Below are 14,776 nucleotides of genomic sequence, written 5' to 3' on the forward strand. Positions count from 1 at the left end.
TCCTCCCCTTTGGCCGCTCATGCGGCCTTTTTTTATCCGGAGTTGGCCGGTGCCAGTGGCAGGTTGAAGCAAATCCGGGCGCCCTGCTCGCTGTCCTGGACTACCAGCGTCCCGCCGTGCGCACCGATCACCGACCTGCAGATGGCCAGGCCCATTCCCATGCCGCTGCCTTTGGTGGTGTAGAACGCATCAAAGATTTGCTCGCGCTGGTGCACGTCAATTCCGGGGCCGTTGTCCTGGAAGCAGACCTGGACCTGAGCGTCCTTCACCGCTGAGCCTATGATGATGCGTCCATTGGGCAACCCTGCTCCGGAGATGGCCTCCAGCGCATTAGTGATCAGGTTGAACACCACCTGCTGGATCTGCACCGCGTCGACCACCACCGGGCATTGCGCTTCGAGCCGGGTCTCCAGGCGCACATTGCGGTTCGCCAGGTCGGTGGCGGTCAGGCGCACGACCTCTGCGATCAAGTGATCGATTTGCACCGGCAACCGTTGCAACGGCGCCTGTTTGGCGAGTGCGCGAAGCGCCTGGACTATGTTTGCGGCGCGGGCGCTGTCCGAGCGAATGTCTTCCAGCCCCTGAATCGCCTCCTCCAGATCGGGCTGATCACGCTTTAGCCAGCGCAGGCTGGCCGAGGCATTGGACACGATGCCCAGCAACGGCTGACTGATTTCATGGGCAATCGAAGCAGAAAGCTCGCCCATGACTTTGAGGTGCGAGCTACGTGCCAGTTCCGCGCGGGAACTGCGCAAGTCCGCTTCCATCTGCGCGCGTAACTGGTTGTCCTCGACCAGCTGTTCATACAGCTTGGCGGTTTGCAGTGACACCGCGGCCTGAGAGGCGAGAATTTCCAGCATGGTCAGGCGCTGGGCGCTGAACAGCTTGGGGACCAGACTATTTTCCAGATAGACCAGGCCGATCAACGTGCCTTGTTTGAGCAACGGCAGGCATAACACCGACCGCATCTGACGCTGTTGCAGATCAGCGCTGTAGGCTTCGGGACAATCGGCCCGGGCATCGTCGAGCACCAGGGTCGTGCGCGTGCGCATCGTGGCATTGAGCACCGAGGCCGGCGCCATCTGTTCGAGCGGTTGCCCGGCGTCCAGAGCGACCCGTACATTTCCGGCTTCGACCGAAGCAGTTGCCGCCAATTGCAGTTCGGCGCCGCTGACGATCATTAGCACGCCATTGTCGGCACCGGCCTGAATCATCAAGTGGTTCATCAGGGTTTCGACCAGTCGTTCGAGCAGAACCTCCTGCGACAGTGCACGCGCCGCTTCGATTCCCACTTCAAGGTCGAGACGGACCTGGGTCACAGGCCGGGCCGGCTCGAACGACGGCTCCGCACTCAGAAACGGGTGTAACGTTTCCAATTGACGTGCCTTGCTGTCGGCGCCCCACAGGTTGTAGCAATCGCGCGCGATACGCAGGTGGTGGCTGGCACCCGACACCAGCCCGTTGGGTAGGCAGATATCGGCCAGCTGTTCATGGGCCAGCGCCTGCTCATGGATGAAACCGGCCGCCGCCGCAGCGATCTGCGACTGATCGAAACAACGGATAGCTACCAGTTCCTGACCGCGCAAGCGGGCGATGACCCCCTCGATCAGCAGCAGTTTGTTGCGGAAGGTTGTCGGGTTGAGTTCGACCCACGGCAGAAACCGCAGGCGTTGCCGCTCGAGTTTTTCCAGTTTTTCCGCCAGCTCGCCCGGCGCTTGCGCACTGCCCAGCGCCAGGCAATAGAACAGGTAGTAATCTGCGAGATTGATATGCGCCGGAATGGACCAGGCCAGCGCGGCGGCTTCTTCGAAACGTCGCAATGCGTAAGGGATATCACCGAAATAAAACGCCGACATACCTGAATACAGCCACGACCAGAACAGCGTCGGCTGCGACACACGGGTACGGTCGATGGGGCCGAAACGGTCATGTTCGATGCCATCCAGTTTGGCCAATGGCCGATGCAGGCGCCCGTCGCGCAGATCGGTGGCGAATGCCTGTTGCGCCAGCAGGATGCGCTCGATATCGATGTAATGAAATTGCCGCACCCACGCCAACCCATGCTCCAGTTCGTTCAACACCCCTTGCAAGGGTTCGCCCATGAACAGCAGGTCGGAACCGATGTGGTTGCAGGCGTAACAGGACATGCCCAGGTCGCCGCCGGCCTGGCCGCACTCGAATGCAGCGAAGGCCTTCTGTCGAGCGTACGCCATCGGTCGGGTCCAGGGGCTGACCTGATCGAGCGCCACCAGCGTGCCTGTGCGCCCTGCTTCATAGCCGTGCTTGTCGGTGAGTTCAAGAGCCACTTCGGCGAAGGCCTGCCCGTCCACATACTCGCCATAGCGTTCGGCAATCATCACGCCAAACCAGGCAAAACCGTAACCGCTGCTAGGCGTGGTGCCATGCAGCAGCGTGAGTTCGACCATTTTCGCCAAATGCAGAAAACGAATGTCGTCGTCGACGAAGAACGAAGAAATCAACGTACTGAGCAACTCCATGGCCGCTTCGACAGGCGGGTCATCGGCCTTGGGCAATTGCACCAGATCAGCGATGCGGCGTGCGCCGACAAGCTCACGCACCTGGGTAAATGCCAGGGTCAAGTCGTTCTGTGAGGGCCTGCGCTGAAGGGGAATATCCAACAGGGCCAGACCGTTCAACGCCTCGGTGATCGCCCCCTCGTAATCGGAGTGCAGCGTGCGCAAGGTGGCTAATAACCGAAAGGATTTCGCGCGGTCAAGCGCTGTGGTGGCGTGGGTCAGGCAATCGTCGAGGCGGCGTTGGGCACTGGTCAGATCGGCCAGGAGCATGTCGCACTCGGCCGCCAACCATTGGGTGGCGAACGCCTGGGTGTAGAGGTTCGACCAACCCGTCTGGCCGAGCAGACTTTCGGCCGTGCGAAGATAGCCCACGGCCTGCTCGACAGCGGCGGTGTCCCGGGCGCGTTCGGCGGCTTCGACCAACAGTTCGACGAACGTGGCGCGGCGATGCGCCTCCAGTTCATCGGCGTCAATGCGCTGGACCTGACTGGCGACTTCGAACACGCGCTCATGGATCTGCTCGCCCCAATGATCAAGCATGGCGCCGGCGATACGCGCATGCTCGGCGGCGCGTCCCGCTGGCGCCGCAAGCTGACAGGCCGCCTCAAGCACACGGTCATGGGGAAACACCAGTTGATCGCGCTCACGCAGCAAAAAACCTGCATCGACCAAGCTTTGCACATCATGGGTGATCTGCTGCTCACACGGCAATAACCGGTGCAGCAGTGACTCATCACAGCGCCCCCCGACATAGCCAGCCGTGCGCAGCACTTCGCGCGCCATCGATGACAGGCGCTCGAGTCGCAGCACCATCAAGTCCGCGACGTTGTCGGCGTAGCGATATCCGTCCACCTCCTGTTGATTCCAGACCCAGCGGCGACCCTGCACGTCGAAGCGCACCAGACGTTCATCGATCAATGCGCGCAACACTTGGCTGACGAACAGAGGGTTGCCGGCCGTCTTGTGATGCACGACTTGCGCGAGCGCCTCAATCTCCCTGGGGTCGGTGTCCAGCTCAGCGGCGATCAGCTGCGCGACCGCAGCCACCGACAATGGCCCCAGCATGACGCTTGCACAGGGCAACGATTGCTCGCGGCCCAGCACCGCCAACAATCCCCCCTCGCGCTCGAGGGCCTGCGACTCCGCCTCGCGATACGCCAGGATCAGCACCAGATGCCGAGGCCGCCGGGCGACGAAGGCCTGCAAAAACGACAGCGTCGAATCGTCCGCCCATTGCACGTCATCCACGAACAGCACCAGGGGGCGTCCCGGCTGAGCGAAGACCTCCAATACATCGAGCAGGGTCCGGTTGGCGCGATCGAGCGCATGTCGGGCCGGCATGTTCGGCAGCTCAGGGGTGACCCCGATGACCAGCTCGGCCTCGGGCGCCAGTTCCACCAGAAGCCTGCCCCGCCCCTTAAGCCTTTCGACCAGTTGCTCGCCCAGCGCCTGCAGTTCCGGAGCCGGCTTGCCCAGCAACTGGGTCATCAGCGACTTGAAGATTTCTGCCAAGGGTGCAAATGGAATTTCCTGCTGCAACAGATTGCTCTTGCCGCTGGCCCAGTAGCCGGGCGCCAGGGGGCGGACACCCTGATGGATCAGCGTCGACTTGCCTGCACCTGGCGCGCCACCGACCATCAGAACCCGGGCAATGCCATCGTTGCCCACCTGATGCATCAGCTCGACCAACTGCGTACGCTCGGCCTCTCGACCAAACAGCACATCGCTGCGGGTCAAGGAAGGCAATGCATCGAAAGCGCCCAGACGGAACACGTCGATACGCTCATGTTCCAGCCACTGTTGTTGGCACCAGGCCAGATCCGCGGCCATTGATTCGGCACTCTGGTAGCGGGCATCCGGTTCCTTCGCCAGGCCTTTGATCAGAACTCGGCAGATGCCTTCCGGTAGGTCGTTGACATGAATCGCCGGTGATTCCGGCTGGACAGCGGCGTGCACGTGCAGCCATTGGGACGGGTCGCGGGCGGTGAGCGGGAGTCGGCCGGTCAGCGCTTGATAAAGAATCGCGGTCAGCGCGTAGACATCGCTGCGCGCATCAAAATTGGCGGCATCGCGTCGCACCTGCTCGGGGGCCAAATAAGGCCATTGCTCCAGGCCGGGCAGTTCAACGGCAGGCGTCTCCCCGGCATGGCTGTGAAAACTCAGCAGTCTGACCGAGTCAGCGGCGTCCACAACCAAGTGGTGGGGTAGCAGACTGGCATGTCGCACGCCCATTTTCTGGGCGCTCGCGAGTGCGTTGGCCGCGGTTAGGGCGATGACCAGCACGCGCGCCAGTGGCATCCCTGTGTCACCCATCAAATCAGTCAGCGGCACCCCATGCTCGGGATAAATCAACAAAGGCCCTTCGGCCGAGCGGATGAACGCGACAGGGGCGATCGCCCAGGCCGGATCCAGGCGCAGGTGAAAATCGCGCTCCAGCCGCTGGCATACGGCAGGCCGCTGAATCGGCGCCCGCGCGGCGAGCCAGCGTGTGCCCGATTGCCGATCCTGGAGCGTGAACCAGGTCAGATCGTTTTCCCGGCGCAGTATTGCGAAGGTGCAACGCTCAAGCCAGGCTTCATCGTGTGAGACATCAAGACTGTGGGAACCGGATGCTGAGAGCGAGCTGCTGGGCATGAACAATCACCGTTGAAGATTCGATTCGGGCTGAGCCGGTGAGTATACGCAAGGCTCTGGCCCGATGGCTGCGCTCGAGCAATCCTGTCCGTTATCGGCACGTGGATGGCAGTTGAGGGCCCCCGCGGCCTGTTGTTTTTTAGTACTGATATCGCTACGTGTTATCCCTCGGGATAATTGCATTATGCGAGGCCGTCCCCTAGCGTGTAGCCCTGATGAAACGACGTTCCGGCGTCACGCCCCTTCAACGCAGTGCAGAGGAACGTATGATCCGACTCGGCCAAGCCACTATTTCCCTGGAACGGCGTGAAGCCTTTCTTGATGGGCGGCCGCTGCGTGTCGGGGGCCGGGCGTTTGAAATCCTCTCGGTGCTGATGCAGGCCGATGGCCGAATCGTCAGCAAAGATGAATTGATCACACAGGTCTGGCCTGACACCGTCGTCGAGGAAAACAATCTGCAGGTGCAGATTTCCTCGCTGCGCAAGTTGCTCGGAGAAAAAGAGCTCATCCAGACGGTCCCGCGCCGAGGTTACCGATTATTGAAAGAACGTGAACCGCCCCTGCCCCTGTTCCATCCGGTATCACCTGGCACCTTTGCATCCGAGGAGCAGGAGACGATCGATCCTGACAGCGTGCCGGTGTACATCGTGGATGATGAAGCGTCCGTACGCACAGCACTCAGTCGTTTGCTGCGGGCCGAAGGCATCGCGCACCGGATATTCAGCTCTGCCGAAGAATTGCTCAACGCTGACCTCGACATTGGCCCCGCTTGCCTGTTGCTGGACGTCAGCCTGCCCGAGACGACAGGCCTGGAACTGCAATCGGCACTCGGACAACGTGGATACCCGTGGCCGGTGATTTTCATGACAGGGTTCGGCACCATCCCGATGTCGGTGCAGGCCATGAAAGCGGGAGCGGTCGAGTTCATGACCAAGCCTTTCAACGACGAGCAGTTGCTCGGTACCCTGCGCACCACCCGTCAGCGTGCAGCGATGGCATTCGAGCAATGGCGGCGCATTCAGGGCGCCCTTAAAAAGGCCGCCCTGTTGACCCCCCGTGAGCGCGAAGTGCTGCCACTGATCGTGGAAGGTCTGTCCAACAAACACATTGCCAACCGGCTGGGTACCAGCGAAATCACCGCCAAGGTCCACCGCAAACACATCATGGAGAAGATGCAAACGCGCTCGCTAGTGAGTCTGGTCAACCTGTATGGCTTGATTAGCTCAGAGCCTACGTTTGGCGTACAGAGTCCTACATGACTACCAACAATGACTGCGCCGCACCCGGGCCATCCGTCAGCGCCATGATCATCGTCTGTATCGTGGACGACGATGCGTCCGTGCGCAAAAGCCTGGCCAATCTGCTCCGATCAGCGGGATACCGCTCTCGGGTATTCACCTCGGGAGAGGAGTTCCTGGCCCTCGAAAACTTCGATGACATCGCGTGTCTGCTGTTGGATTTGAAGATGAACGGACTGTCAGGGATAGAGGTCATGCACGCGCTGACGCTCAAAGACAGTAAATTTCCAGTGATTTGCATGTCGGCACACTGGGATGAAGCGACACTCGCCGAAACCAGCCGTTATGAGCCCATCGAATGTTTGCGTAAACCCTTCAGCGGCGAAGCTTTACTGAGCGCTGTCGAGTCTGCGCTTCAATGTGAGCGTTGAAAGTCTTCTGCTGTTACCGCAAGACAACCGACCAAGGCACACGTGGTCAGCATGCCCCAGGCCAATAAGTTTGGTGGTGGCAGTTTTTACGTAAACAAAGGCAAGCCCAAAGTTGGCCTAAAACAGGCTCGCACTGATAGCTGTCTGAATGAGTTTTCGCGACAGGCGGCATTCGGCCACAAGGAGTCATTCCCTTGGCTACGAATCCAATGGCTATTCACCTTTCAGTTTTAGGTTGGGATAAACACTTTCTTTCCAGCCTCAAATTACGGATATCACCTATTCAGTCGTTTTTGCTTGTGCCTTCAACCTCTGCCAATAGAATGTGGCAATTACTTCAGGCATGAGCTTCTATGCAGCAAGGGCCTCTGTAGGAAAATGCCACTTTAAACTTTAGAGAGTCGCCAGGGCGCAGATGAGACCAGTTAGCCCCCTTAAGTTCATTACGGCTCAAAAATATTGCGCTCCCAAGAGATGGGCACTCAACAAAACAAAAGTCTCCTTTTAGAGTCTTTATACTTCCCTCAAACTCGGTATATGCACCGCTCGAATCTCTTACCGTCCCTCGCTTTTCGTTCGCTCCCCCATACGGTACAGGGCCTGAATTTAGTTGAGAGTAGATCTGGTTTGCTCTCTCACGGCTACCGAATAGAAATTCATGACGAGCACTATAGAATTGAGCCTCAAAATGGGTATCACCATCAGTAAAACTTCTTCGAAGAAGCTTGGATATTTCTTGAGCGTTTGTTGACTCATCCTCTCTAATTAACAATCTTGCGAGCTGAAAGTTTAGAGCCTTTGAGCTTGCATTTTGAGATACCGCTCCGTGCAAGATCGTCTTGGCCTCTGCTATTTGAATAGGGTCGTCGCTATCCATAAGTTGTCTAGATAGTCGCAGCGCAACAAATTCATTAGCAGGTGTTTTGCTATATGCTTTGCGCAGCATCAGCAACGCTTGTGGGTGCTCATTCAATACAGTAAAAAGCTGATGCCTAAGACTTACCAGATACGTGTCATCTGGCCATCGCTGAAGCCCCTCCGTAATATTTCTCTCAAGCTCGCTCATTTTGCGAACAGCAACTTCATCTGAAAGTTTTTGTGAAAGATCAGGGGCGCTCTCAATCCTTGTTTTCACCTGATCCATCAATATTTCACAATATGTAACTACACCGTAAGAGGTCTTGAGCAGACTATGATCTTTCACTTCGGCGAGAGCATTCTCTTGGTATCTAACTGCTAATGATGGTTCTATGTCCTTGGCTCGCGCTAGATCTCTGAGAACTACCGCCTTTGTATGATGAATGGAACTCGCTTGTCCGCGTGGCGAGTCTAATGAACTTCAAGGCCCGAATGGCACTTCCACCTGGGTGTTTCAATTCAAACAGTGCTCGTTGCTGAAATACAAATCCTTGGTCGATGCCGGCTTGCTCGGCAGATTCAAAAATTCTTTCAGCAAGAGATCTATCCGCAAAGTCATCCGCAATGACCCGGCCTTTTAAAATCTTGGAAGCAGCTTCGGAATCGCTTGAGTAATCGGAATTCAACACTGACAATATTCTTACTAATTGATTTGCTTTATCGGCAGGACTCGGAAAAGCCTCATCAAAAACAATTTGTGCGATTTCTGTATGCCTAGTTTTATACGCAAAATCTTTAGACCTCCAATCTGAATAAGCGCTCACTACTTTTTCCAAGGGTGAAAAAAATCGCTCTTCAAATTGTATAAAATTTGTACCACTCATTCTTGAAACTAAACCTGCTCTAACTGGAACATTGAGACGATGTAGGGAACAAATGTCCAGATAGAGAATTTGGGCTTCGAGCGGAGAGATATTTCTGTATTCATCCCGTAATATTTTACGAAGATCAGCTCCAAGCGTGGCTTCGTGTAAAGTAACCAGCAACTGGCGCTCATGATTACTCATAAGAGTATCAACGCGATCTTTATGAGCTAAATGCTTGAGTTCGCCGAGACACCCATGCTCCTCAAGTAAAGTGCAGAGCATGTCTGCTTCGTCATGAGATAAATCACCTAACGAATACTCTTCAGCAGCAATTAACTTCATCATGCCATTTGTAGAGTTCCACTCATTAGAGCGCACTGCCACAATAAACGTAACAGGTATCTGCTTTTTTTTAGCCGCCACATAGCATTCATTCAATGCTACAGCATCAAATAATCCGTTATCTACAACTATGAATATTCGTTCCCCGGAAAGCTCGTAAAGCTCGTCCAGGATGTCACGCACACCTTTTAGCGAGGTATCACAGAAAAAACAGAAACAATTTATACTCGACCCGCTAAGCTCCCACGCCACTCTTCTCAAAGTAACGCTCTTCCCAGCCCCCGCATGGCCTTTGATTAATACCAATTTTGGGTCAGTGTTGGGCGATCGTATATTTGCTAAAATCTGAGATGTGATATTTCGATCAAAATCATATCCACTTTTTATAGGGGCCCACGTTGCAGAATCACCACGATAAAAATTCATAGGATTAGGATTTTCTATGAGCATTTCATGATGCACGTGAATTAGCCTGCCGCTTATAACAGCCTGTAAATTATGACTCGGCATGGCATTTGTTTTTAACCAGCGGGACATGGCGCCAGCGGGTCGACTTAAAATAGATCCAAGAAGTCTACTTTTAGAATCAATTTGCTGGTCGATATGAATTAAAAACTCTTCAAAAGTTGCAGGCACAGTCTCCATTTTAAACTTACCCCAATATCTTCTATCTAGATCGTCAAATCTGGGGTTGATCGCGGCATAAGAAGGCCTGTCCTGAAAGCCATTCTCAAGGGAAAACAGAATTTGTGCTATATGCGGATCTGCAATCTCATACCCGCAAAAAATTACGGGGTGATCTTTCGCCATTTCTTTGAAGGCAGTGATCAACCTGCTTCTTCCATTCTGATATTTTGCATACTGCTCGTTGGCTATAATCAGTGGGATGTTTGTATCGGCCACCCGACTAATACATCCATGAATCTTAAAAATTGGAACCGCATTTACAGTATCTTCAATTGCCCTTAAATCACCATCTTGAATAATCACCAACGGGTTTTGAATTCTAGCCGGCGTTTGCTCACAAGCCTTTTCTACAACTCGATCATAATTAGTTGTAACAATCGCCTTCCATTTGAACAAAGGTATAAGCTTGTGAAACTCCTGAGGTTCTATTGACTCAAAAATCTGCTTTATAAAACCCTGAACATCTAGTACCGAACTATCCGACGTGGCGTAATCAGCAATTTTAGCAAGAGCCTCTAAATTTCGCTTACCACCTAAAAACTTATCAGAAATCGCGACACCTAACTGAGCTCCCGTTAACGCTTTCCGCTCTCCGTTGAGAGAAGTACATCCGTAAGAAGCTCCAGCGCCAAGAAAAAGTATCGCCTTACCTTCCTTGATTTGGTCAATGATCCTTGGCGACAAACTGATGCTTTCGGCCATATGGCCTCCCTGGCGACTGCAATTGATCAATGTGTATTTTTCCAACAATACACACCATGCACGAAAATCGAAATGCCACCATGCCGTCCCTCATGGCAATGCGGCTCGGATCAGAGGGCGCGATCAGGCCTGACACGAACTAAGATCCTGATTAACATCGAAATATTCAAAAATATTCTTAACTGTTGAGAATCTCTAGCATTGAAAGTCTTTCGATCAGAATATCGCGTGCGATACCGACGTTATTTGACTCAGGAGCGCATTCGAACAAATCTTGCGCCTGTTCGCAGGGACGGCATTCCCAGAGTGCCGCAGGACGTCGCACTAGGGGCCGCATATGAATCACTCTTAACATCAAAATACTTGAGTTGCTGCTATTGGCCGGCTCCTGCCAGTGCTGACGGGCAGCTCTGGGTCGATTGCAGTCCTTGGTGGCTATCAGCAATCGGCCAAAAATGGACTCTTGGTTAGCACAACTTTCGCGCATTCAACCGGATCCGAAACACGTCGATTCAGTGACTTCGGAGAAGGTAAGGGCAGGATTTAACCCGCCCTCCCCCGGTTACCTAACCTCGCAGGAAAGCGAGCAAATCGGCGTTGATCGTATCGGCGTTCGTTGTAGGCATTCCGTGTGGGTAGCCCGAGTAGGTTTTCAGCGTGCTGTTCTGCAAGAGTCGGGCTGACAAGGGCCCGGAGTTTTCATAAGGCACGATCTGATCATCATCACCATGCATCACCAGCACAGGGATCTTGATGCTCTTCAGATCGTCGGTAAAGTCGGTCTGGGAAAAGGCTACGATCCCGTCGTAATGTGCCTTTGCACAGCCCATCATGCCTTGGCGCCACCAGTTCAGGATGATGCCCTCGGACGGTTTGGCGCCCGGGCGGTTGTAACCGTAGAAAGGTCCCGCTGGAACGTCGTGGTAGAACTGTGCACGGTTGGCTTTGAGCTGTGCCTGCAAGTCATCGAAAACCGACTTCGGCAAGCCACCTGGATTAGCCGGGGTCTGCACCATCAGCGGAGGCACGGCGCTGATGATGGCGGCCTTGGACACTCGGTCTTCGCCGTGGCGAGCAATGTAATGAATGACTTCACCACCGCCGGTGGAGTGCCCCACATGGGCTGCGCCCTGCACGCCAAGATGGTCGACTACGGCCGCGACGTCATCGGCATAGTGATCCATGTCGTGCCCGTCCCAGACCTGGCTGGATCGCCCATGACCGCGTCGGTCGTGTGCAACCACCCGGTAGCCGTTCGCCAGGAAAAAAAGCATTTGCGCATCCCAGTCGTCCGCGCTGAGCGGCCATCCGTGATGGAAAAAGACCACTGGGGAATCGCGTGGTCCCCAGTCTTTATAAAAGATCTCAACACCGTCCTGCGTAGTGACATAACCCATGTTCGCATCTCCCGAATGAAATGGAGGCCATGACCAGAATCGTGTACTGATCGTGCCCCTTGTTGAACAAGTGCAGCCCACCCCATAGGCGGTTCTGAGACGGGTCCTGGTCCGGCTTTCGCCTATCCCTGCATTCCATGGCGTTTGAGCAACGCATGACATCCGCGCCGCTTGGCCACCAAATCACTTTAGGTTTAAAGTCAACTTTAAGGTCAATGGTTTTCTGGGGGGAATATGAGAATAGGCGAACTGGCGAAAATCAGCGGATTGGCGCCTTCACGTATCCGTTTCTACGAAGCAAGCGGCCTGATTAAATCTGTCGTGCGCAAAGCCAATGGGTATCGGGACTACGCCCCTGACACGGAGTGGGTTCTGGAGATCATCACGGGCGCTCAGGCGGCGGGTTTTTCATTGGAAGAAATCCGACAATTGCTGCCGATGAATGCGAACGGTTGGCAGCATGAAGAGTTACTCAGCGGGCTCAAACGCAAGGTTGAGGAAATCGAAGTCCTGCAGCAACGGCTGGCCCAGAATAAAGCGCAACTTCTTCTGGTTATCGAGGGCATTGAAAGCAAGCCGGAAGGCATGGGTTGCGTGGACAACACGCAGTTGTTATTGCATCGCCTGCGCGAGGAAGGTGTGGCGGCAGCACCACGCGGCCGTGATACCGCATCGTCCAAGTAAGGCGTCACCTGTCAGGCTTTTGAGGCCTGACAGATTTTTGCCGGCGGGTTAAATCAGTGCGTGTCAGCCAGTGCCGCTAATGGCTTCGGCGCGTAGAGCGCACTTTGGAACGCTGGCACGTATTCGTACTTCATCATTTTCCCCAGCTTCAAGGAGCGGATGTAGTTCGACAGGCTGCCGTCGCCCAGCGTGAGGGTTGCCGAATCTTCGTTTCTGCTGGAGCCGTGGCTGAGCTGGCGGGAAACAGCATACCCATAGGCTAACCGGCCTTGGTGATCGAGATTGGTGAAACTGCTGGTGACGATATCAACGTCACTGGACAGGTCGTCGAGCTTCTGCGCTTTGAAGGACACGTCCACTTTGCCCGTCTCACTATCGGTAATGTCATAGACCACCGATTGGGCATCTTCTTTGCGGTCAATCCCCGTCAGCCATTTCGGCAGGTTGTAACCGACGACACCACGAACCCTCGCAAGCTCTGTATTGACCGGCAACTTGAGTACATAACCCCAGAAGTCTCCAGACATCGACTGACCAATCAGCGTGAACGGCCCCAGATTGGCTTTGCCCGGTTTGTTGGTGATGATCGACACCGCGACTTCGTTATAGGCGTCGTTATCGCAGTGTTCATAGGTGTACGCGGTAAACGCAATCAAACCTCGACCGGGCCAGATTTGCAGAGGCTGGGCGGTTGCCAGAACTTCGGGTGGCATCAGTGCCCGGAGCTTGTCCAGATCTGCCGTATAGACAGCCGTTACGCGACTGTTCTGGTAGTAAAAGTTTGGCGAGAACGATTCAAAGCCTATGTCGACCTTGTTCTTCTCCAACCCTTTGAACCAGCTCAAATCAACGCCCGGTACTTCTGCTGCAATCACCGACAAAGGAGGGTTGGAGCGAAAGCGATCGTACAAACCGCCCTTTACGACGGGCACCTGGTGACCGGCGATATCGATCATGGCTGTGTCGGTCGGGCTGGGCATTTCAGGCATTCCCGCCAACGCATGGTTGGCGAACGTGTTGAAAAGCAATCCTGTTAAAACGGCGCTTGCGAGTTTCAATCTGTCTCTCTCCAGGTGATTGCATCTGCTTGATGGCGTTGGCCAGGGCCGGCTTCTGAGGCCGGCTTGAAATCACCTTAACGTTAAACTGAACTTTAAGGTCAAGCGCTGGAAAGGCAGATTTTCAGTTTGTTCGTAGTAGCGTTTTCAACGTGCCATCGACCAGGATTCGGCGATTCGAGATTGAGGGTTTTGGCCCTTCATCGGTGATGGCAAAGCTCACCCTCCTGTCCTCGAGGAAGAAGGGAACCTGATGAGTCCATATACGGACGTCCAGAAGCTCAACCGCGGACCAAATAGGCTCCTGGCGGAACCCGGTGTCGCAGCTTCTTGCATTTGCCGGGTGCGGGCTGATGCCCCGGCGGGCGATCCGGGAACCAGATTCGGCATTTGCCCGGCGGCGGCCAATGGCCGCGGGGAATCTCGACCGCATCGTTTGTACCCGCAGGCTCGGTGGAAGCCATTTGCATGTTTCCTTCGGGCCCCGGCCTGCCAACCATAGACGAGTCCAATGCCGGCGCTGCCTCTGCGCGAGCGAAGTTGCCAGCGTCGCGCCCGGCATTCTGAGCGGGTTGTTCAGCAATGTTGATTTCTTCTTCGCTGCGCCTTTGGGTCTCCACTTCCGACTTGTTCAGTACGGCGACCCTGTCTGCGTTGGCACTGGGTGGGATACCGGTAGCCTGGGCCCGCTGCGCAGCCTGTATCAATTGCAAGTTGCGGTTACGTAGCTCGACGTTACGCCCTACCCGAATGTTCGAGCGCATCGCCAAGGTTTCAGCCTGCTGGTACTGCCCCTGCTGAAGACGCAACACACCAAGGTAATGCAGCGTCGCGGGATTGTTCGGCTGGATATGCAGGGCCCGCTCCAGCGTGGCAGCAGCCTGGTCCAACTGGCCATTTTCATACTGCCGCGAGGCCGTTTCGATCAAGGTGGTTGATGCGCTGTTGCTTTGCGCCGTCGCTCTTCGCTCAGCGGCCACCGAATAAAACGACGCGCTGGCGCATAACGCCAGAATGAAACCTGTCAGAAAACGTTTGGTTGGCATCAGTGGACGAACTCGATTGATCTCTCGTGGCACGATCGTACAACCGACCACAGCACTCGATACAGGGCTCCAACTGACCTGCCCGCCCCCCTGAAGTTCCCGCTGCAACGGCCACTGTAACCCGTGTTTTTTTGCCCCCCCATCACTAAGCGTGAAGGTTGATGCAACTTAAAAGCGCTGGTGATATCGACCTTGAGCTGCGCACCGATCCCGGGCCGGGGCGGTACCTAAAACGGACTGGCTACCTAGACATGACACCAATCCCTTGTAGGAGCTGGCTTGCCGGCGATAGCGGT

The 14,776-nt window shown here is 55.3% G+C and carries 9 protein-coding genes; 3 read left to right on the top strand and 6 right to left on the bottom strand.

Annotation, left to right across the window (positions count from 1 at the left end; all coding sequences use genetic code 11):
• Window positions 1–32: 32 nt before the first annotated feature.
• Window positions 33–5,084, bottom strand: coding sequence for an AAA family ATPase (locus IB254_RS18655; protein ID WP_192418754.1), 5,052 nt, complete (start codon window positions 5,082–5,084; stop codon window positions 33–35).
• 353 nt (window positions 5,085–5,437) lie between these two features.
• Here IB254_RS18655 and IB254_RS18660 point away from each other — a divergent pair, with 353 nt between their 5' ends.
• On the top strand, window positions 5,438–6,430 hold the full coding sequence (locus tag IB254_RS18660; RefSeq protein WP_192418756.1) for a response regulator: 993 nt from the start codon (window positions 5,438–5,440) through the stop codon (window positions 6,428–6,430).
• Window positions 6,431–6,474: 44 nt separating this feature from the next.
• A complete protein-coding gene (locus tag IB254_RS18665) occupies window positions 6,475–6,840 on the top strand; it encodes a response regulator transcription factor (protein WP_192418758.1) in 366 nt (121 codons plus the stop codon).
• Window positions 6,841–7,177: 337 nt separating this feature from the next.
• Here the strand turns inward: IB254_RS18665 and IB254_RS18670 are convergent, their stop codons facing one another.
• The 3 genes from IB254_RS18670 to IB254_RS18680 all read right to left on the bottom strand — a co-directional run bounded on the left by IB254_RS18670 (window position 7,178) and on the right by IB254_RS18680 (window position 11,692).
• Window positions 7,178–7,984, bottom strand: a complete 807-nt coding sequence (locus IB254_RS18670; protein ID WP_192418674.1) for a hypothetical protein — start codon at window positions 7,982–7,984, stop codon at window positions 7,178–7,180.
• 85 nt (window positions 7,985–8,069) lie between these two features.
• Entirely contained in the window at window positions 8,070–10,295 is a 2,226-nt protein-coding gene (locus tag IB254_RS18675; RefSeq protein ID WP_192418676.1) for an SIR2 family NAD-dependent protein deacylase, read from the bottom strand.
• Window positions 10,296–10,861: 566 nt separating this feature from the next.
• Window positions 10,862–11,692, bottom strand: a complete 831-nt coding sequence (locus IB254_RS18680; RefSeq protein WP_192418678.1) for an alpha/beta fold hydrolase — start codon at window positions 11,690–11,692, stop codon at window positions 10,862–10,864.
• Window positions 11,693–11,926: 234 nt separating this feature from the next.
• Here IB254_RS18680 and IB254_RS18685 point away from each other — a divergent pair, with 234 nt between their 5' ends.
• A complete protein-coding gene (locus IB254_RS18685) occupies window positions 11,927–12,376 on the top strand; it encodes a MerR family transcriptional regulator (RefSeq protein WP_008029448.1) in 450 nt (149 codons plus the stop codon).
• Between the two features lie 53 nt (window positions 12,377–12,429).
• Here the strand turns inward: IB254_RS18685 and IB254_RS18690 are convergent, their stop codons facing one another.
• Window positions 12,430–13,434: an acetoacetate decarboxylase (ADC) gene (locus tag IB254_RS18690; protein WP_192418680.1), complete on the bottom strand. Its 1,005-nt coding sequence runs from the start codon at window positions 13,432–13,434 to the stop codon at window positions 12,430–12,432.
• A gap of 281 nt (window positions 13,435–13,715) precedes the next feature.
• Entirely contained in the window at window positions 13,716–14,480 is a 765-nt protein-coding gene (locus IB254_RS18695) for a tetratricopeptide repeat protein (RefSeq protein WP_192418682.1), read from the bottom strand.
• Between the last annotated feature and the right edge of the window lie 296 nt (window positions 14,481–14,776).

The sequence above is a fragment of the Pseudomonas sp. PDM03 genome (assembly GCF_014852385.1).
Taxonomy (GTDB): Bacteria; Pseudomonadota; Gammaproteobacteria; order Pseudomonadales; family Pseudomonadaceae; genus Aquipseudomonas; species Aquipseudomonas migulae.